Raw genomic sequence first — 21,658 nt, forward strand, 5'->3', positions numbered from 1 at the left:
AGTTTTTCAGAGAGCAATCGAGAGCTTCGATAAAAGGACCTATATTCATTGATTCCTATGAGGTGGGAGTATGGGATTTTTCGATTTTTTGAAAAAGAAAAAAGCTCCACAAGCTACTGAGGTAAAAACTTCATCGGTGAATACAATCGATACTATCAGCCAGTCGAAAAAGAAAGCCTCAATCGACAGTGAGATCAATCGTATTAAGAAAAAATATGCATTATTGGAATCTAAAATAGCTACTAAGTCTCCAATATGCCCAGAATGCAAAACAAAACTTGAGAGAATGCCTAGCAAAAAAAGAAGCTGTCCTCACTGTGGAAGTGTAATGATAGTGAGAACATCTCCAATTACCCAAAAAAAACTCCTTTTGACCGAGCAATCCTTTGAGCAGATAGAGAAATCGTGGAAAGAATACAAATATTCACTACGGTGGATGAGGTCGTTAAGCAAGAGTTATAACATAAGTTCTCCTGTTTTCAGTAAGAAGAGAACAGAGTTGTCTAAGAAATTTGGCGTGGAACCTAATCAGCATGATGTAATATTGGATATTTTTAATGACCTTGCTGTTAAAATGCTGAACATAATCCCTATAGACTATGGAAACCTCAGCAGTTTGTACTTCAGCCAAGCTATGTTTTTGTATGAGAATAACAAACCATTTTTTGAAACACTTCAGGAATCCAACAAAATGTGTTTGACGCGTTTCCAGCAACATGGAGTTCGCAAAGTACAGTTAATGAGTGGTAGTGAATCCTGCAAGGAATGTCTTAATAATGATGGCGAAACAATGACTATTAATCAGGCACTTAAAGAAATGCCCATACCTCGAAAAGACTGCACATACGAACTTGAAAAGGGCAAACCAGGGTGGTGTCGGTGCACTTACGTATATGTGGGGTAACAATCTGTTGCCACATTGCCGGAGTTGTAATAGATACCAGTGAGGAGTATAAATGATAGGAATTGAAGTAAAGAGAACCATAGGAAACGACGAAGTTGTTTTAAAAACAGAAGCTAAGAAAGACGATATCTACGAGAAAGTAGCAGAGCTGCGAGTAATCCTTAAAGATATAGATGAAGGCAGAACTAAAAAGAAAGCTGATAGTGCAAAAAAGTACAATCCTGTAGTCGTAAACGATGAAGTCGATTAATGCGAAAATACACATGTGATTATATGCAACTTGCTGTCAGTGAGCTGTATGTTTTGCAGCATTAATAAAGGAAGTTACATGCATTCCTGATGAGTAATAAATACAAAATTGTAGTAACGATTGGATCTTATCTATAAGAAAGGGTGGACAAACTGATAGATGAGGATGGCAGGTAGACCTGTACAAAACATGAAGCATACTAAGACATTGCTGAAACAATGTAGAACGATATTATCTGTTCTGAAAAGGAATATAGGGGAGAACGAAGGCAAAAAAGCATTGTGATCAAGCAAAGAAGTCAAATTGGGACTATAATCGTATTACTTTGAAAGAGATGTAAGGTTTCATCTATCGTCCAATTAAGCGTTTCTATAGAGCCGAAAAATCTAAACCTTTAAGTTTTTCAAACAAAATCTTTGATATAAGTGAACTAGCTAGCAATTTAAGAGTCTCTATTTGTAAGAGGTTTATTCAAGGGAATTGTAAATATAAACGTGGTACCTTTGCCAATTTCACTTTCTAACCATATCTGTCCTCCATGAAGATTAATGATTTCCTTAGCTAGTACGAGTCCAAGGCCTGTGCCTTCATATTTTCTGCTTATTGAGGAATCTATTTGACTGAAGGGCTTGAACAGTTTGTGTTGGTCTGCTTTGGAGATGCCGATACCTGTATCTTTTACAGATATTTCCACCATGTTTGCATCTATTTTTGCACATATAGTTACAAAACCACCACAGTCAGTGAACTTAATGGCATTTCCAATTAAATTATATAATACTTGCTTTATTTTCCCTCTATCTATATCCATCTCCATAAAATCATCATCTATATACATTCTTAAAACAATCTCCTTCTTAGCTGCGAGGGATTGCATACTGGCTAACATGTCTTCAATGAGTGCTTTGGCAGATGTATTTTGCTTATGTAGTTGCATCTTTCCAGATTCTACTTTTGAGATATCCAGAATGTCATTTATAATATTCAGTAGATGTTTCCCACTTTTGGATATATTCTTGATGTATCTCTTTTGTTTTTCATTTAAAAAGCCACAGTTTTCTTCAAGTAGCACGTCTGAAAAACCAATCACAGAATTGAGGGGTGTTCTAAGTTCATGACTCATATTAGCAAGAAACTCACTTTTTGTCCGATTGGCAGTTTCAGTAGCTATATTTGCCTCACGTAATGAATGCTCTATTTTTTTTATTTCAGATATATCATGTAAACAAAAGACTCTTCCACATATAATTCCATTTTTGACAAATGGACTTGAGTACCATTCATAGTAGTATGCATTTTTGAAGTGTAGTATATCTCTGTTTGAATCGGATGTATCTAATAGTGATTTTATTTTCAAACAAACTTCATCTGAGTTGGTAGTTTGGGAAAGGATATAAGATAATAATTTTTTACCATTCTTTTCGGATACTATATTAGATGGTAAGTCCAGCATTTCAATAAACTTTGAATTAATGACTAACACTTTTTTAGTGGTATCAATTACGATAATTCCTTCATCATTTGATTCTAATGTGGTTTCAAACAGATTTTCTTCATCTTCTAGAGATTTTAACATCTCATTAATCTTATTTCCAAGATTAGAAATCTCATCATTGCCATCTATTCTAACTCGAGAAGAAAGCCCTCCCTTTAACGCAATAGCATTAATGCTACTATTAAGTTTGGATAGACGTGATATTACTGATTTTTCAATAGCTATCAGTAGTACTATGCTATAAGTCAATGCAATAAGTAGTATGATGTTATATAGGTATTTAGCAGTGCTAATACCTTGGTGGTAGGTGTCTCTTGGAACTTTAACATCCAAATACAAAACTGGATTTCCATAAACATCATCCAATAATGTAGATGCTATTACAAAATCCTCGTCAAATCTATTTATTGAAATGGAATTTGTACTTGAAACTGTAGAGTTAATCTCATTTGAGAAAGTTGATTTATCTAAAGGGCTTATTTCGATGGACAAGTCTGATGTATCTTCTAATTGCTTAACGAATTCAGAATCTAAAAAACGTAAAATAATCAATGTTCCATTTTGAGAATTTTTTGTGGTTCGATGAGATGCAATAAGCAAAAGACCTTCAGGGGAGTTGATTATGCCAGATACTGTTTTGTTGGAATTTGAGTAGATATTAAGTTTGTTCTGTGAGGAAATGAAATCTACTAAATAAGAAGGCACTTTTACGGATCCACCTGAATCGAGATCAACTCCTTCTACATAAGATAGCTGATTTGAGGAATTGAAAAGCATAATCATATTTACATTTGCATTTGATAGTATTGCAGCATTAGGATTAACATCTGGATAATCTAGGTTATTTCCTTTGACCGAAAAATGAGTATCGTCCCATTCACTCCAATCTTTTGCGATCATACTCAAACGATCAACTTCTAAAAATAGTAACTTATCTACTCTTCCCAAGCTTTTAGTTGCTTCGGCTTTTTCCATATTAGCGAAACTATTCTGCACTGTCTGGACTACAAAAAGACTTGTAAAAGCAAATAGTAGAATAGATATAATACTAATAATTGCCAATGCTTTGTTTCTTATTTGCATGAACTATCAAATTCTATTACTTATACTCTTTTTATGAATTAAGAATTATACATATTCGCTTATTATTATATATACGCAATCTTACGAATTTTTGTGATACTGTTTGCGTTCATCTGCATTAGCAAATAAACATGATTCTCTTCAACATTGAGTAGGTAATTTCAACGACAATATCTAAGCAATCCCTATAAAAGAACAATTCACTTTATACTAGTTATTCTGCTGAAATTAGAAATCCGTATCAAGTGGGACATTATTCCATACATCCGGGACATGATCAGTAAGTCAGAAATTGTAAGCCTATACTAATTTACCCACATAATCCTGAGGAGATACATAAAATTCAGTATTGTTAACTAAAGATAGTTAACTCCTTATTTCTGTTCTTCTACTAATAAAATACAGAAATGAAGAATTTACTATGTTTAGTTAGTAATGCTTCTAATTTTAGTACATACAAGTTTACTACTCCTTTCACTGAAACCTATCTTCTCAAAAGCTCCTATCCCCACATCAAAAATCTCTCCGGATAAACTTATGGTTTGACAAGGTTTATCTATAGAGTTTATATACATCTAATTTATGTATAATATTTGCATACTATTTTATGGTAGAATATAATGAATACCTTCACAGTTCAAGAACAGAAACAAAATGTTCTCCATAGTCGTTTACTAAGTAATGATAAAACAACTGGTTCTGACTCTTTAGAAACGCCAAACTCAAATATTCAATCATTGCAAGATAATGATTATTCGGATAATGTCATAATTCTTGGAAATCCAATCGAATTGATAAAAAGAATTTCAGATGTTCCCTCCTCGAATTTTGCAACAAATGGCTATAAAGCAAACATGGAAAAGAAGGTTTCTGTATTTGCAAGGGTAAAGACATTTTTCAGAATTTAAGATTCCAGTTCTGCAGAATAAATTATTGAAATTAAGGTCTATGTAAATTATCTAATTTCAACGTAACTGTGCATACCTATTAAAGCCTTCAGGAACAGGACAAAGAAGCATAGATTTAAAGGAAACATGACGTTCAAAGTTTGTGAGTTGAAGGCAGAAACCTTCACCATGTACTTCCTATAAAGATCCCCTCAATTTTATTCATGCGAAAAGATTTATTTATTTGAAAGCAGAGAATTACTTATGGACAAAGAGGGGAAGAGCTTAAAATGGTTTTCGGCTTTTGAGATCATTTTCAGTTTGATCTGTGTAGCAGTTGCAATTATATATGCAATATTTGAAAACATCAACCGATTTTCTGAACCGAATCAAATCATCATATCCTTAGGATTTACGGGTATAGGAATCCTAGGTGCTCTGGCAGGCCTGAACATGCTGTTTTCCTTGGAACTGGAATCCAAATTTATTATGTTGCTTGGCTTCATACTATCTGCTTCAGGAATTCTTGGTTTTATTCTTTTTTATCCCGATACTTGGTTTTATCCGAAAGTAGCATATGTAATACTTGCTTATGCTGCAGGTATCTTTCTGCTAGCTTGCAATGTTTTGTTGCAGCAATTGAAGAGCATTTATGTTCCTATGAATTGTAAGGCACGGATAGAAAACAGTGCGAGTGATAACAATATCTTCTTTGGGGAAGGCCAATTAACTGCAGCTGTGGGTAGCATGATGTTTTCTCAGATATTATATCCTCCGAGCGAATTCCATATGTGGAACGCCTCTTTATCCAATCAAGACATCTCTCAAACTAATGCAGACCTTTTCTTGGACCAAACTGAAGAGATTAATGCTGATCTTGTTGGCTCGTTGGTAGAAATGAAGATAGAAGTACTGAACGAAACATACTCAGAATCAGATGATGTTGGCCCAACAACCAAAACTACTGCCAATGATAGAATTTCCGATGCTTTCACTATTAAAGATTCTGATTATGAGCATAACCCTGCAGCAGAAGAAACACAATCAATTCCACCGGTTATAGATACTGATATGGAAGTAAAAAGTAAAGAAATAGAAAGTGTTTCGGCAATGAAAAAAACTGATATAAGACAGGATGACTACATGCAGGAAGCTGCTCGCAAGATTCTTAGGTTCCATTTTGGACGGATGCTTAAACACGAAAGGGGTACAATGATAGGTAAGGATATAGAAGAATTGCATGATATGAGAGTAGCAGCCATGCGCATGCGTTCTGTATTCCAGGTATTCAATGGTCATTTAGATATGGAATTAATGAAACCACATCTAAGGAACTTAAAAACCACACGTAGATCCCTTGGCACAGTAAGAGACCTGGATGTATTCATGGAAAAGATACAGCATTATATTGGCTCTCTTCCAGAACAAAGAAAGTCAGAACTAGATGGACTTATTGAAACGCTTATGATAGAAAGAGATAAATCAAGGGGGATAATGCTTCTTCATCTTGATAGTGACAGATACAATAAGTTCAAGCTCAAGTTTACAAAAATTCTCGAAAAGAAGAAAGGATGGGAAGTTTTTCATGTGGGAAAAGATAGTAGGCCCATTCCTAACAAAGTAAGAGATATATTGCCTCTTTTGTTGTATAATCAACTTGCTACGGTGAGGACATATGATGATTTAATAGACTCAGATGAAATTTCTTCTGAAATGTTGCACTCTTTGCGCATAGATATAAAAATCCTAAGGTACACGCTGGAGTTCTTCGAGGAGGTTATGGGAGAAGATACCATTAGCCTAATCAAAGACCTTAAGGCATTGCAAGATAACCTTGGAGATATCCACGATGCAGTAGTAGCTACGGAATTACTAGAGAACTATCTCAAGTACGGAAAATGGGGCATTGTGGAAAATGAGAAGTCAGAAAAAGAGACTGCCATGGTGATAGATATAGGGATAGAGAATTACCTTGCTTATCGCAGAGATGAGATTGGCATGTTGCTTGAGACTTTTCCTATATTATGGTCTAAGATAATGGATGCAAATTTCGGAATTCGCTTGTCAGGTGCAGTTTCTTCAATATATCAGAATTGAGAACTACCCTTGGTTTGGCGAATATATATCCTATGTATGAGTAAATGTGACTATATATAATATTTCTAAAAAGCTATTATACGTTGGATCAATATTTGATACAGCATCTTTTCAAAATCACTATTAGAAGGTTGTAGCCTGGTTTTGGACAAAGTTGCAATTGAAAGGTTCAAACCAAACACAATTGGATATTGTGATCCGGATGAAAGAAAAAATAATAAAATTTATTAATCGTGAAATAAGCTGGCTTTCGTTTAATGAAAGAGTATTGCAGGAGGCGGCAGATCCTTCGTTGCCATTGTTGGAGCGTCTGAAGTTCTTGGGCATATTCTCATCTAACCAGGATGAATTCTTCAGTGTGAGAGTGGGTACTGTTCACAGAATGATAGATGCTGGTGTGAAATCGAGTGAAATAATTGGTGATTCACCCAAGAAAACAATGAAATTGATCCACAAAAAGGTCTTGCAGCTAAGAGACAGGTTTGATGAGATATTTGCAGGACTTGAAAAAGAGCTTGAAAAGGAAAATATCTTCATAATCAATGAGACAGAGCTTAATCCGGAACAACAGGACTTTGTTCGGGAATACTTTATTTCCAAGGTGCGTCCAAGGCTCGTGCCTATCATGTTCAGGGAACTGAGAAAATTCCCTTATCTGAAGAACCGGGTGATATATCTGGCAGTAGCAATGTACAAGTATCACGATCCTCAGGATTTCAACTATGCTCTGATAGAAGTACCTGCAGATTTACTACCGCGTTACCTTCCTTTGCCATCAAAAGCAGGCACCCAATACATAATTATGCTGGATGATGTTATACGCTTTGGGCTAACAAACATTTTTTCTATATTTGATTATGACTCCATAAATGCATACACTATTAAGCTTACCAGGGATGCCGAACTTGACATCGATGATGACGTGATGAAAAGCTTCTCCACGAAGATTTCGGAGGGTCTAAAACAAAGAGAAAAGGGAGATCCAGTCAGATTTGTATATGATAGAGAAATGCCGGAAGACCTACTGCACGTTATCATCGATGGTCTGAAGTTAAAGAACTTTGAAAACATAGTTCCTGGCGGAAGATACCACAATGCACGTGATTTCATGAACTTTCCTGATATAGGCAACAGTTCCCTGTTATATGTAAAAAATAATCCTCTAAGGCATCCAGATCTGCCAGTGAACCGCAGCATCTTGGATGTAATACGTAAAAAGGATGTTATGCTCTGTTACCCATACCATTCATTCGACCATATGATAGACTTGTTAAGAGAAGCGGCCATTGACCCTAACGTAACAGACATCAAGATGACATTTTACCGGGTAGCTAAGAATTCCAATGTGGCAAATGCCCTTATTAATGCTGTCAAGAATGGCAAATCTGTGACCGTGGTGATCGAACTTCAGGCCCGTTTCGATGAAATGGCCAACATCTACTGGACACAGAAACTGGAAGAGGCCGGGGCTACAATTATAGATGGTGTTCCTGGGCTTAAAGTGCATGCAAAGCTTTGTGAGATAACGAGAATGGAGAATGATGTACCAGTTACTTATGCATGTATAGGTACTGGAAATTTCAATGAATCTACTGCACATATCTATAGTGATCATTCATTGCTAACGTCCAATCCTACCATCGCTAAGGAAGTTAAACATCTTTTCGATTTCTTCGAACATGCTTACAAGCATATCAGCTATGACCACCTTATAGTCGCTCCTCATTACATGCGCAACAACATATATCGACTGATCAATACGGAGATCCGTAATGCCAGGACCGGAAAACAGGCGTATATGCATCTTAAGATGAACAACCTTGTTGACCGCAAAATGATAGAAAAACTCTATCATGCCAGCCAGGCAGGTGTAAAGATCAGAATGGTAATCAGGGGTATATGTTCTCTAGTTCCCGGAGTGAAGGGGCTTAGCGAGAACATAGAAGTCACGAGTATAGTGGACAAGTATCTTGAACACTCAAGGGTATTCATTTTCTATAACGGTGGAGATGAGAAATATTTCATTTCTTCTGCAGACTGGATGGTACGTAACCTTGACAGGCGAGTAGAAGTGGCAGTTCCTATTTATGATAGATCAATACAAGAAGAACTTAAGCAGTTCATGGAAATCCAATTTGCTGATAATTCCAAAGCGCGCATTATTAATAAGGAGCTGGACAACAAATATGTAAAGAGCAGCCGTTCAAGCAAAATAAGGCGTGCTCAGGATGATTTGTACAGGTTTTTTTCCAATAAAGCATCTGTAAAGGATGAAAGTAACAAATGAAAATGTAGAACTATTAAGTAGTTTTATGTCTTCGACAGGAGATAAAATCCTTGATAGCACTTCGATTTTACAGGATATATGATATTGGATGGGAAATCGATCTTGATCAGCTGCAAAGGGAACTTGCCTCTAATTTTCTTACTGCCAGAACAAATTTTGTGCGCGTAAAGCCAAGGTCAATCATCATGGATGTGCAGCCCCTCTTGATCAGAATGGGCCAGTGCAAAGTGGAAAACGAGGACAGGGAATTTGAGTTCAAAATATTTGCCCGTATATTTGACGTAGGTGTTATCAGTCTGTGTTTTGTATATGAGGATAGGGAAGGAGATTATTGTACCCTTGAGGAGATTGCTTTCCTTTTTACCGAACAAAAAGGATTGGAAAATCATTTCCTAGAATATTTGGACAAATTGACCTCTATGCTCAAACCGCATGTGAGGAATTTTTCATTTGATCCCGATTTTTTCGAAGACTACACCATATACATAATGGACTATCTGGATAGTTCCATTGATCCTGTTCCACTTTTGGCTGGTGAAAAAAAAGATTTCTCTCTCCAGATACGAGAAGAGATAATGAAAAGCACTCAAAGTTACACTAAAAACGATATGGCCATTCTTTCATGGGACTCAGCTTTTCTGTGTGATCCAGAAACTCCAACTGACCTTTACGACCTCATAGAATTTGCAAACGTACAGGTACTGGAACTGCGGCACTATGATCAAGAACTCAGCCATCAGATGACAAAGATGTACGAAGATATTATATTCGCTGATAAACTCCCTCCATTTCACAGAAGGAAGCAGTATCGTATGATCATGTCGAATCTCATGGAAACAAATGCAGATATCTGTGATGTAATCGAAAAGATCAATAATCTCATTAAAGTTACAGAGGATGTCTACTATGCCCGGGTCTATGCAATGATGCTTAAAGTACTGCGTAGCGGTCAGTGGAGCGAAAGTGTCAGCCACAAGATAGGTCTCATGCAGGATAACTATTCAATGTTATCAGATGAGGTGCGTACGCAGCACTCCAATTTCCTTGAGTGGATCATTATAGTTCTCATTGCCATTGAAATTATCATGACGATTGTGGAAAACATATTATGAAGTTTAATCCATGCTTGTGTGAGGAACTGTTCTTTTGATGTTGCTTGTGCAGTAATCTCAATTTTATAGGATCATCAGTACAAAGCTTCAACCCATAAACCTGTCAACTTCATGGTTCCTCGTCTCTATGCTTCTCTGTCGTGTCCCATATGACCTTAAAAGGTGGGTGCACAGCCAATGTTACATGTCCATTTTTAAATCTTGCTCTTTCAGGTCCTTGGCCAAGTCTCTTATGTATTTTATCAACAAAGTTGATTTGGTTTTCATAGTGAACAATTACTTATGATCTGTTTCTATAAACAAAATTCATTGCATTTATCTGATGTCTTGTCTCTGTCCGAGAATAGTGGATCATAGAATATAGTTAGATGATATCCATTTTGGAATAAGTTTGGATCATCTTCTATTTTGAAGAACAAAGACTAATTAGGTCTATGGTTTCTGTGCACTTGATGCAGTTTTTAACACATTTGTTATTACTCTTGATTTCCAAAATCTGATCACTTCGATGTAATATCCCTAAAGTTTTAACAACCAACTCTCACTTTAGAATTACAGATTAATTTTAGTGCTAAAGCATGTAGACCTTTTACTTACCCCACAAAGAAATAACATGGGAAGGGGTTTTTCTGATGCTCTGTGACCTATGCAAAGGCTTGCCTCTGGCAAGCCGACCTGGCAAGGGATGCTATAGGTGTGTGAGTGGATGAGGGAACAGTGTGATGTGATAAAATTACTAAAACTCAGATGGAGAAACCCAAATAAGCCCTTGATTTCTGTAGTTTTAGTATTTGTTATACCTTTAATTAACGTTGATGATTGTCTATTGTTCCTGGATAGCCCACTATCAACATACCTCTCTGTCGGTAAACTCATTTATAGTGGCTAAACATGTCCCCAATATTTAATGAACTGTAATGAATCAAGTACTGTGAACAGTTAAGCTTCTTATCTGAAATCTTGATGTTTTCAGTTCATACTCTAATTTTACGATACTCTGGTCCATTGAGGCTCCTGGTATTTTTTGGAATGCTTAGTGTCCTATGCAAGGACTTGCCTACAGGCAAGGACGACCCGACAAGGGATGTATAGGAGGTTGAGTGGATGATGGGGCAGTGTTATGAGTTTCAATTATTAAAACCAAGAAGGAAAAGGTTCAAAAAATCCAAAAATTGATGTATTTATAGTATTTTATAGGCAGCGTATCTAAAATGCTGTAGAGTATGAGAGAACTATTACGATTATAAAAAGGTACGGAATTACAGCAAAATTGGATACTACCTATCTTTCAGAAGTCCAGATTATTTCTCGAGGATGCAAGTATTAGCAAGACCATAAGAACTCATATTTACGTAATAGTTATAACATTGGGCAGTAAAATGTCGTACCTTAATAACCTCACAACTACAATCATATACTTGGGAATTTCAGGGACTTACATCAAAATTAAATGAGCACAATTGGTAAATTTGTCCATCTTAGGTCTCATGTAATATTCAAAGTAAAGCTGTAAAGTTAGAAAAGGTTATTACAATCTACATATAAACCTCTTGAAACATATGGTGGTAAAGTATGCTAAATACTGAATTGGAACGTTTTATCCAGGAAGATCTTGGTCCATATGACCTTTCATGCGCTCTTGTTCCAGATAAAGAAGTGGAAGCTGTAATCTTCCCTAAGGAAGAATGTACCCTGGCAGGTATTGATGTTGCAATGTCTATTTTCAAATATTTTGGTCTGCAAGCAGCAACATCGCACCACGATGGTGATCATATCCCGGCAGGAGAGATTATCTTTTCTATCAGGGGCAGTTCTGTCTCTATGCTAAGAGCAGAGCGTCTGTCTCTTAATTTTCTAGGTCATCTTAGTGGTATTGCCACTATGACCAGTAAATGTGTACAAATCGTACGGGCCTTCTCAGATGCAAGAGTAGCCTGCACTCGTAAGACAATACCTGGTATGCGCAGTCTTGAAAAAATGGCTGTAGTGGCAGGTGGCGGTGATACTCACAGGTTCAGCCTGTCAGACTGCATCATGCTTAAAGACAACCACATCAAGCTAATGGGCTTTGAAGCAGCCATAAAGGAGGCCAAAAAAAGAGCAAGTTTTACTCAGAAGATAGAGGTAGAAGTTGAAACCTTGGAAGAAGCTCTGTTAGTGGCTGGTTTGGAAGTGGATATTATCATGCTCGACAACATGAGTCCGGGCGAAGTCTTGAGAACAGTGCAAGCACTTAAAAAATCAGGTTTGAAAGAACATGTGGTCATAGAAGTATCAGGCAATATTAACCTCGGAAATCTCGAAGAATATGCTAAGACAGGTGTTGACGTTATTTCCATGGGTTCACTTATCCATGCTGCAAGATGGATCGATGTTAGTATGGAGTTCTTAGTATAGTGGCATTTCTATTTGTGATGGCAGATTATTTGAGTATGAAAAAGGTTGATGTCTGACATGGAATATACATCGGGTAATATTGGTAGAGTCTTCTTTCTACGAGTTGATCATGGTGAAGACTTGATAGAGGCTTTACAAACCATTTCGAGGAAAGAGAACATCAAGTCTGCTTTTTTCTTCCTGCTCGGTGCGATTGAGCAGGCAGAGATTGTGGCAGGTCCCAGAGAAGCTTGTGTACCTCCTGTTCCCATGTGGGCTAAAATTGACACTCCTCATGAAATAATAGGTATTGGTAATATTTTCTATGAAAACAATAGTCCAAAAATACATCTTCACTGTAGTATAGGCAGGGATGAAATTGCCAAAACAGGTTGCTTGAGAAATCAGAGTAAAGTATTCATGGTTAATGAAGTGTGCATTCTGGAAATCTCTGGAATGAATGCAGAAAGAATAAATGACAGTGAGAAGGGATATTCACCGGTCATTTTTGGATGATAAAGCAGTTGGCAAAGTGAGTGATTTAATGCCTTGCTCTCAGAGCTTTTTCAGATCCTTTAAATGCCTGAGGGTTTCTTCCATTTCTTTGTTTCTCTGTCGGATCTCTTCTTCAAAAGTCTCTATTATATCTCTGAGCGGGACGATCAGTTTGTAGTACTTGACAGGTCTGCCTTTATCTGAGTTCTTTTTCTCATTGCGTTCTTCTATCCAGCCTCTTTCCCGTAAGGGCCTCATAGCAATGCTTACTTCAGGTTGGCGCATTCCAGATGCTTGTTCAATATCATGGGATGTGATCTCTTTCCCGCAGGAAAGGCATGCGATAGAAATAGCTTCTGTTCTGCTGACTCCAAGATTCTGTAATAATTCGATAATCTGTTTGCTTTGCTCGTCCAGGATCTCAGCATTTTCTTTTTGCATGAAGTATAATATACTCTTTATATTTATATAATTTATCCTGATTCTCTTTTTTGTTTTTTCGATCAAAAAGAAACGCTAACAATATATAGACTAATCGCCTTTTAAGGGGTAGAACATGGAGGTGGAACTGGATGGTTTACATTGCTGATGAACGTAAATTTAAGATAGAAAAAGTGCATGCTAGAGAGATCCTTGATTCAAGGGGAAATCCGACAGTTGAAGTGGATGTTTATACTGGTTGCGGCTTTGGGCGTGCCAGTGTTCCCTCGGGTGCTTCCACCGGTACCCACGAGGCTATTGAGCTTAGGGACAAAGAGGCAGACCGTTACAGAGGAAAAGGTGTTCTTGATGCAGTGGACAACGTGAATACCACTCTTGAAGGCGACCTTGTAGGAATGGATGTCCGACACCAGCGCGGAATAGATGCTCTTATGATCGCCATGGACGGCACTGACAACAAGATGACATTGGGTGCCAATGCTATTCTGGGTGTTTCCATGGCAGTTGCAAAAGCAGCTGCAGATTCTCTTAATATACCGTTATACAGATACCTTGGAGGTACGAATGCACATACCCTTCCCGTCCCCACGATGAACGTCATCAACGGTGGTAAACATGCGGGTAACGATCTTGCTATTCAGGAATTCATGATCCAGCCCAAGGGTTCTGATACTTATGCTGAAGCTCTTCGGATGGGAGCTGAGACTTATCATGCGCTAGGTAAGATACTTGAAGACAAATATGGCGCTTCAGCAACTAATGTTGGTTTTGAAGGCGGATATGCTCCACCATTGGCTATGACAACAGATGCCCTCGATGCCTTGATGAGTGCAATAGAAGAGGCAGGTTATACGGAATCAGATATTACAATAGGTCTTGATGCTGCAGCATCTGAGTTCTTTGATGGCGAAGCATATTCTATTGATGGCAAGTTATTGGATGCAGGGGAACTCACTGATTTCTATCTCGAGTTAATTGATAGTTATCCGATAATGTCCATCGAAGATCCATTCCATGAGGAAGCATTCGAAGACTTTGCGAATTTCACTGCCGAGGCTTGGGATACAATTATAGTTGGTGATGATCTGTTTGTAACTAACACCAACCGCCTTGCAAGAGGTATTGAGATGGGTGCTGCTAATGCCCTGCTTTTAAAAGTGAATCAGATAGGTACGATCTCTGAAGCGTTTGACGCTGCAGCTCTTGCAAATCGTAATGGATATGCTGTAATTGTCAGTCATCGCTCTGCTGAGACTGAAGATACTACTATATCTGATATTTCTGTGGCAATAGGTGCCGATCTGATAAAGACAGGTGCTCCGGCACGCAGTGAGCGTACTGCAAAATACAATCAGTTGCTTAGGATCGAAGAAGACCTTGGAGACATTGCAAGATACTTGCAACTCTAATCTCTTTTTCTAATTTCTTTTGAACTTGCTTTTCTACTTTCTTTGAGGGATGGAGTATTGATCGAACCAACACAACTTCTATATTTCATTGCCGCTTCTGTTGCTCTAACTTTGCTCCCCGGTCCTGATATTCTTTTTGTCCTGTCCATTAGTGTATCTCAGGGAAAAAAGGCTGGAATAGCTACTGCTTCTGGCCTGTGTACGGGATTGCTGTTCCACACAACTGCTGCAGCATTGGGTATATCTGCTATTGTTTATAAATCAGCCCTTGCATTTACAATAGTAAAATATGCAGGTGCCATTTATCTGATCTATCTGGCTTTCAAGGCACTAAAGGAAAGCGGAACTCTCTTTTCATCTGTCGAAGTTAAAGAAACAGATGTGTATCTCCTTTACAAAAGAGGTATTGTAATGAACATCCTGAACCCCAAAGTTTCTCTATTTTTCCTTGCATTCCTGCCCCAGTTTGTAAGCACAGGTGCAGGCAATGTTCCGTTGCAAATGGTAATTTTGGGGGTTATATTCCTTATCCAGGCATTGGTAGTCTTTTTCCAGGTGTCCATATCTGCAGGGTTTATTGGTTCCAGGATCATGCAAATGCCAAATGCAGGGAAATATGTGAACTGGGCAAAGGCTGGTATCTTTTCAATAATCGGGCTAGAGCTTGCTTTTTCTAATCGTTAGTCCTTGTTTTTGCTAGAAGACAACAAACATTTTCAAATATCAGGGGAAATACATCTCATGAAAGTTATCATCGAGACTCCAAAGTATAGTTTCTTTAAATACAATAAGTCCGGTGATCACTATAAAAAGGTATTCTTTTCTCCGTTACCTACAATATTTAATTATGGATATATAGAGGGTGCAAAAGGTGATGATGGGATGGAACTTGATGCAGTTGTTCTGGGACCCAGGATGGCCCAGGGCACGGTAATTGAGTTTCCTCGCTGTAATGGAGTAGTAAGGTTTGTGGACGACTCTACGAAAGATGACAAATATTTGTTCTATATCAGTGGTTATCGTTCTCCTCAGTTATTGTCATGCTATTTCAGGATATACGCTGTTTTCAAGACATTAATATATCTTTTATCAGAAAGACGCATTTCTGAATGTAAGTTTCTTGGCCTAGAAGAAAGAAACATAGATTTTGTTTAATACCTTTATTATATCTTCAACTATAATTACTATAATTATATTCGGTTGCAAACTCATTTATGGGCATTACTCTACTCTTATATAGTAGTTGTTAGGTTATTTATTATGTGTGCAATTGCAGAACTTTAAACACATATTTGCATAATTTGCACATCTTTCATAATCACGATTATTCTGCAGAAAATATGTTAGGGGGAGTGCATTGAAATCTGGTCAAGTACATGGCACATCTGGACAAAATCCGGGCATGAATAATTCTTTAAAGAGAAGCCCCGATGGCAGAGTGGGGATTCTGGATATCACTGATAAAATAGACCTTAGTGATGAATTAAAAGCCTATCATAATCATCTTGAAAATTTGATCCTTGAACGCACGGAAGAACTTCGATATATAAACGAGCAATTACAGAAAGAGATCTCAAAAAGGGAACGCGTGGAAGAACTTTTGAGGCGTGAAAAAGAACGATTCCACAACTACATTGATGTAGTAGGGATCGTGATTCTTGTACTTGATATCGATGGATGCGTCTCTCTCATTAACCAAAAAGGTGCTGAACTTCTTGGTTATGATAAAGGTGCGATAATAGGTAAAGATTGGTTTTCAAATTTCATTCCTGAAGATGAACAAAATAATATAATGGATGCATTTTCAAATATCCTTAAAGGCCATTTTGTACCGAATCTTGAAAATTCCATACTCACACGGTTTGGTAAGAAAAAGCTGATCTCATGGACTAACGTGCCTCTTCTTGACGAACAAGGTTGTGTAATAGGATGCATAAGTGCCGGAGAGGATATTACAGATATCAGGTCATCTCAGGAAAAACTTCAAAAGCATGCTGATGATCTCAAACGCAGTGATGAGCTAAAGTTACTTTTCATAGATATCCTGCGCCATGACCTGCTGAACCCTGCTAACATTATAAAAGGCTACTCTGAATACCTCCTTGAAACAATGGGTAATGAGGAAGAGAAAGATATTGTTCAGAAGATTCATCAGCAAAACGAGAAACTAATCAAAATAATTAATTCTGCGTCAATGTTTGGAAAGCTTGAAAGCACTGAAATGATATGTTTTGAAGAACTTGATCTATTGGAGTTACTTGAAAAAGTTTCCAGAGAGTTCTTACCTCTGCTTGAAAGAAGAAATATTACTCTGGAATGCTACGCAAGTGGTAGTTACCCAGCTTATGCTAATCCTGTGATCGAGGAGGCTTTCTACAATTTGATTTCTAATGCTATCAAGTTCAGTCCCCAAGGAGGCCGGATTGTTTTAGACATAATGGATGGTGGTCAATCATGGAAAGTGACATTCACTGATTTTGGTATTGGCATACGCGATGAGCATAAGAATTTCATTTTCAAAAGATTCAAACGTTTTTCAGGAGAAGGAGTTAAAGGAAGTGGACTAGGTCTTGCCATAGTAAAGAAAATAGTAGAACTCCATGACGGCGAAGTAGGAGTTTATGACAATCCATCAGGGTCTGGTTCTGTTTTCTGGATAAGGTTGAATAAAATACAGCCATCTTAGCATTAAATGATGTTTTCTAGTGGATCAAAGCCAACGCTGCCATATGCAGGGTGAATGTATTCATTAATTGATTCGTTTTCTCTTTTTTTGAAAGTACTGTTTTGAGCTTAATAACGTACAAAAGTATATATATCAATAGTTGAGTAACCTTTTTCCTGTAGGAGAAAGGGTTGACTACTCAATAAATCCCAGTATGATGGGATAATAAGATTCTATAATAAAACAAGAAAGCGAATTCTATCGAATGCAGAATTGCATTGGTGATATCTATGTTTTCAAGTTGCAATCTTTTTGCTCTTGAATCGGTTATTCCGATTTGGTCTGTCACAGTTGTCAATCAACTGGTTTTCTAAGGTGATATAATGATACAAATAGACGCCTTTATGTTTATTTTCCTATTGCTTTTACTTACCACTATATTGTCAATTCTAATAGGAAAGTACATGTGTAATGTCTTTGAGGGTCAAAAAACTTTCATGACTCCATTGCTAAGCCCAATCGAACGGTTCATTTATCGATTGATGCAAGTTGATGAGAAAGAGGAAATGAACTGGAAAAAATATGCTTATTCTCTGATTGTGTTCAATATCATTTCCATAGCGTTCCTTTTTCTGCTTCAGTTATTGCAAGGTGTCCTGCCACTTAATCCTCAAGGTCTTTCTGGTGTAAGGTGGGATACTGCTCTTAATACTGCAATATCTTTTGTCACTAACACTAACTGGCAATCATATGCCGGTGAAACTACCATGAGTTATCTTACCCAGATGATCGGTCTGGCAGTACAGAACTTTGTTTCTGCAGCTGTTGGTATTGCTACTATATTGGTCTTCATAAGAGGTTTTACCCAGAAAAATACAGAGAATCTAGGCAATTTCTGGGTAGATATGACCCGTTCTGTTCTTTACATCCTCTTGCCATTGTCTGTGATACTTTCGATCATATTGGTTTCACAGGGTGTTGTACAGACATTTGATCCTTATGCAACCATCCAAACTCTGGAGGGTTCTGCACAAACCATACCCCTTGGTCCGGCTGCATCACAGGTGGCTATAAAAATGCTGGGCTCAAACGGAGGTGGATTTTTCAATGCAAACTCGGCACATCCATTTGAGAATCCAAACAGTGTCACAAACTTCTTCGAAACGCTCACCATATTATTGTTACCTATGTCCCTTGTTTTTGCTTTCGGGTACATGGTACGGAATTTCAAGCAGGGTGTAGCAATATTTTCTGTGATGATGATTTTGCTACTAATGGGATTAGGGGTGGCATTATGGTCAGAGAGCCAACCAAATCCTTTGATTGAAAAACTGGGTATTTCCGGTGGTAATCTGGAAGGTAAAGAAATAAGGTTTGGAGTGGCTGAATCTGTTCTGTGGGGTGTAGCGACAACAGCAGTTTCGAATGGTGGTGTCAATTCCATGCATGACAGCACAACGCCTCTTACAGGATTAGTATACCTGTTTAACATGGGTACAGGTGAAGTGATATTCGGAGGGCTGGGTGTTGGGTTAGCCGGAATGCTGTTCTATGTTATTTTGACCATGTTCATAGCTGGTCTTATGATAGGCAGAACTCCTGAATTCCTTGGTAAAAAATTAGGTCCTGAAGAGATGAAACTGGCCCTTATACCACTCATATTGCCTCCGGCAGTGATTCTGATATTTTCAGCTATTGCTATATCAATACCTGAAGGTTTAGCAGGTATTAGTAATACAGGTTCTCACGGCTTATCTGAAATATTGTATGCCTACTTCTCTGCACTTGCTAACAATGGTTCAGCGTTCGCGGGACTGAGTGCCAATACAGTCTTCTACAACCTTACAATAGGACTGGGAATATTAATAGGCCGTTTTGCTACTATTATCCCAGCAATTGCTATTGCCAGTTCCTTATCCAGGAAAGGAAAAGTGCCTGTAAACTCCGCAAGTTTTCCAACAACTGGTCCTCTGTTTGTAATAATGGTGGTTGCTGTTATCGTTATAATCGGAGCTCTAACCTATTTCCCTATATTCGCACTCGGTCCCGGGCTGGAGCATTTACTGATGTTTGGGAGATGAATAATTCTTAAAGAGGTGAATACATGAAAGAAGGAACATCAGGCATATTCCAGAAAAAGATTCTATTAGAAGCCTTTAAAGGTTCATTTTCAAGGTTAAATCCTATCAAGCTTCTCAATAATCCCGTAATGCTAATTGTGGAAGTAGGCGCCCTCATTGCGACTTTGCTAACCATTAAGGACATACTTGAAGGCAAAAGCGTATCCTTTGACCTTCAGATCACAATATGGCTATGGTTTACGGTGCTGTTTGCAAACTTTGCAGAAGCTATAGCTGAAAGTCAGGGAAAGGCCCGTGCAGAATCGCTCAAACAAACCAGGAGTGAGGCAAAGGCTAAGCAAATCCTGGATAATGGAAACATAACAGAGGTTTCAGCACTATCCCTGAAAAAGAACGACATTGTCCTGATAGCTGAAGGGGAAGTCATACCCAGCGATGGTGATATCATTGAAGGTACAGCTCTTGTGGATGAATCTGCCATCACTGGAGAATCAGCTCCAGTAGTAAGAGAATCTGGTGGCGACAAGTGTGGAGTTACCGGAGGTACTAAGCTACTATCAGGGACTATCAAAGTTAGAATTACAGTTGATCCTGGTCATACTTTCCTTGATAACATGATCAGCATGGTTGAAAGCGCAAAACGGCAGAAAACACCAAACGAACAGGCACTGGAACTTTTGCTTATCGGTTTGACAGCATTGTTTTTAGCTGTGGTGATAACCTTAAGGGCGTTTTCCGGTTATATGGGCATATCGATATCGGTACCAATTTTGATAGCTTTACTTGTCTGCCTCATGCCTACTACCATCGGAGCACTTTTGCCTGCTATTGGTATTGCAGGTATGGACAGGTTACTTCAGCACAACGTGGTTGCTTTGAGCGGCAGGGCAGTAGAAGCAGCAGGAGATGTAAGTGTGGTGCTGCTGGATAAGACCGGAACTATAACATTGGGAAACAGGATGGCCACTGAGTTCATTCCAGCAGCAGGCATTGGACTAAAAGACCTAACTGAGGCTTCTCTAATGTCTTCACTTGCTGATGAAACCCCTGAGGGTAGGAGTATAGTAAAACTGGCAAAAAAGGAATTGGACATACGTGGCAGAGATATTCATGCTCCGGAAAACTCCCACTTTGTCCCCTTCACTCCAGAAACACGTATGAGTGGAGTAGATATTGGTTCAAGAAGAATTCGGAAAGGTTCTGCATCTGCCATAGAGGATTTTGTGCGGTCCAACGGTGGGAATGTATCTGCTGAAATGCAAAATTCTGTCAGAGACATATCAACGAAAGGTGATACTCCTCTTGTAGTAGCTGATGATACCGGAATCTTAGGAGTCATAAGATTAAAGGATATAGTGAAAAAAGGTATCAATGAAAGATTATTGCAGCTTAGGAATATGGGTATTAAATCCATTATGATTACAGGCGATAACCAGCTTACTGCTGCATCCATTGCTGCAGAAGCGGGTGTTGACGACTTTGCAGCAGAGGCAAAACCTGAAACAAAACTGGCAATGATCCGCAAGTATCAGTCTGGAGATAACCAATATCTTGTAGCTATGATTGGCGATGGTACCAATGATGCTCCGGCTCTTGCCCAAGCAGATGTTGCAGTCGCCATGAGCGCTGGTACTTCTGCAGCAAGAGAGGCTGCTAACATGGTGGACCTTGATTCCTCTCCTTCGAAATTACTGGATATAGTTGAAATAGGAAAAGAGATTCTCATAACTAGGGGTGCCCTGACCACTTTCAGCATAGCAAATGACGTAGCAAAGTATTTTGCTATAATCCCTGCAATTTTTTCAGTTGCTTATCCACAACTTGGCATTCTGAATATAATGGGTCTTTCAACCCCTTCAAGTGCAGTATTATCTGCAGTTATTTTCAATGCCATTGTGATACCACTGCTCATACCCTTGGCACTTAAAGGTGTAAAATATCGCTCGACTTCTTCAGTGTCACAGTTGTTGGCCATGAACATTTTAATATATGGTCTAGGTGGCTTGATTGTTCCATTTGCCGGAATCAAGTTGATAGATATAATTCTAACTTTATCAGGTGCTGCAGGAGGGTGAG

16 protein-coding genes are annotated in these 21,658 nt (G+C 38.2%); 14 read left to right on the forward strand and 2 right to left on the reverse strand.

Annotation, left to right across the window (positions count from 1 at the left end; genetic code table 11):
* The first annotated feature begins 70 nt into the window (after positions 1-70).
* Together ACC612_RS09940 and ACC612_RS09945 are read left to right on the forward strand one after the other, a co-directional pair.
* Positions 71-904 carry a hypothetical protein gene (locus ACC612_RS09940; RefSeq protein WP_371854376.1) on the forward strand — a complete coding sequence of 278 codons (834 nt, stop codon included), beginning with the start codon at positions 71-73 and terminating at the stop codon, positions 902-904.
* 52 nt (positions 905-956) lie between these two features.
* Positions 957-1,154, forward strand: a complete 198-nt coding sequence (locus ACC612_RS09945; protein WP_371854377.1) for a hypothetical protein — start codon at positions 957-959, stop codon at positions 1,152-1,154.
* A 442-nt stretch (positions 1,155-1,596) separates the two neighbouring features.
* Here ACC612_RS09945 and ACC612_RS09950 read toward each other — a convergent pair whose 3' ends face one another.
* Positions 1,597-3,624, reverse strand: coding sequence for an ATP-binding protein (locus ACC612_RS09950; RefSeq protein WP_371854378.1), 2,028 nt, complete (start codon positions 3,622-3,624; stop codon positions 1,597-1,599).
* Positions 3,625-4,352: 728 nt separating this feature from the next.
* Here ACC612_RS09950 and ACC612_RS09955 point away from each other — a divergent pair.
* The 6 genes from ACC612_RS09955 (at position 4,353) to ACC612_RS09980 (ending at position 13,007) form a co-directional block, all read left to right on the forward strand.
* A complete protein-coding gene (locus ACC612_RS09955; protein ID WP_371854379.1) occupies positions 4,353-4,640 on the forward strand; it encodes a hypothetical protein in 288 nt (95 codons plus the stop codon).
* A 243-nt stretch (positions 4,641-4,883) separates the two neighbouring features.
* Positions 4,884-6,716 (forward strand): CHAD domain-containing protein, encoded by a 1,833-nt coding sequence (locus tag ACC612_RS09960; protein ID WP_371854380.1) that lies wholly within the window; start codon positions 4,884-4,886, stop codon positions 6,714-6,716.
* Positions 6,717-6,918: 202 nt separating this feature from the next.
* Entirely contained in the window at positions 6,919-9,003 is a 2,085-nt protein-coding gene (gene ppk1, locus ACC612_RS09965) for a polyphosphate kinase 1 (RefSeq protein ID WP_371854381.1), read from the forward strand.
* Positions 9,004-9,053: 50 nt separating this feature from the next.
* Entirely contained in the window at positions 9,054-10,115 is a 1,062-nt protein-coding gene (locus tag ACC612_RS09970; RefSeq protein ID WP_371854382.1) for a hypothetical protein, read from the forward strand.
* A gap of 1,572 nt (positions 10,116-11,687) precedes the next feature.
* Entirely contained in the window at positions 11,688-12,512 is an 825-nt protein-coding gene (gene nadC / locus ACC612_RS09975; protein WP_371854383.1) for a carboxylating nicotinate-nucleotide diphosphorylase, read from the forward strand.
* Between the two features lie 57 nt (positions 12,513-12,569).
* Positions 12,570-13,007 carry a PPC domain-containing DNA-binding protein gene (locus ACC612_RS09980; RefSeq protein ID WP_371854384.1) on the forward strand — a complete coding sequence of 146 codons (438 nt, stop codon included), beginning with the start codon at positions 12,570-12,572 and terminating at the stop codon, positions 13,005-13,007.
* A gap of 39 nt (positions 13,008-13,046) precedes the next feature.
* Here the strand turns inward: ACC612_RS09980 and ACC612_RS09985 are convergent, their stop codons facing one another.
* Positions 13,047-13,427, reverse strand: a complete 381-nt coding sequence (locus ACC612_RS09985; RefSeq protein ID WP_371854385.1) for a transcriptional regulator — start codon at positions 13,425-13,427, stop codon at positions 13,047-13,049.
* A 131-nt stretch (positions 13,428-13,558) separates the two neighbouring features.
* Here ACC612_RS09985 and eno point away from each other — a divergent pair, with 131 nt between their 5' ends.
* From eno to kdpB, 6 genes are all read left to right on the forward strand, one after another.
* Positions 13,559-14,836: a phosphopyruvate hydratase gene (gene eno, locus ACC612_RS09990; RefSeq protein ID WP_371854386.1), complete on the forward strand. Its 1,278-nt coding sequence runs from the start codon at positions 13,559-13,561 to the stop codon at positions 14,834-14,836.
* Between the two features lie 57 nt (positions 14,837-14,893).
* Positions 14,894-15,520, forward strand: coding sequence for a LysE family translocator (locus ACC612_RS09995; RefSeq protein WP_371854387.1), 627 nt, complete (start codon positions 14,894-14,896; stop codon positions 15,518-15,520).
* Between the two features lie 57 nt (positions 15,521-15,577).
* Positions 15,578-15,991: an inorganic diphosphatase gene (locus ACC612_RS10000; protein ID WP_371854388.1), complete on the forward strand. Its 414-nt coding sequence runs from the start codon at positions 15,578-15,580 to the stop codon at positions 15,989-15,991.
* A gap of 202 nt (positions 15,992-16,193) precedes the next feature.
* Complete coding sequence (locus ACC612_RS10005) at positions 16,194-17,522, forward strand: ATP-binding protein (protein ID WP_371854389.1); 1,329 nt, start codon at positions 16,194-16,196, stop codon at positions 17,520-17,522.
* A gap of 362 nt (positions 17,523-17,884) precedes the next feature.
* Entirely contained in the window at positions 17,885-19,582 is a 1,698-nt protein-coding gene (gene kdpA / locus ACC612_RS10010) for a potassium-transporting ATPase subunit KdpA (protein ID WP_371854390.1), read from the forward strand.
* A 23-nt stretch (positions 19,583-19,605) separates the two neighbouring features.
* Positions 19,606-21,657: a potassium-transporting ATPase subunit KdpB gene (gene kdpB, locus ACC612_RS10015; RefSeq protein WP_371854391.1), complete on the forward strand. Its 2,052-nt coding sequence runs from the start codon at positions 19,606-19,608 to the stop codon at positions 21,655-21,657.
* Position 21,658: the final 1 nt, after the last annotated feature.

This window comes from Methanomethylovorans sp., assembly GCF_041447285.1.
In the GTDB taxonomy this organism is placed as follows: domain Archaea; phylum Halobacteriota; class Methanosarcinia; order Methanosarcinales; family Methanosarcinaceae; genus Methanomethylovorans.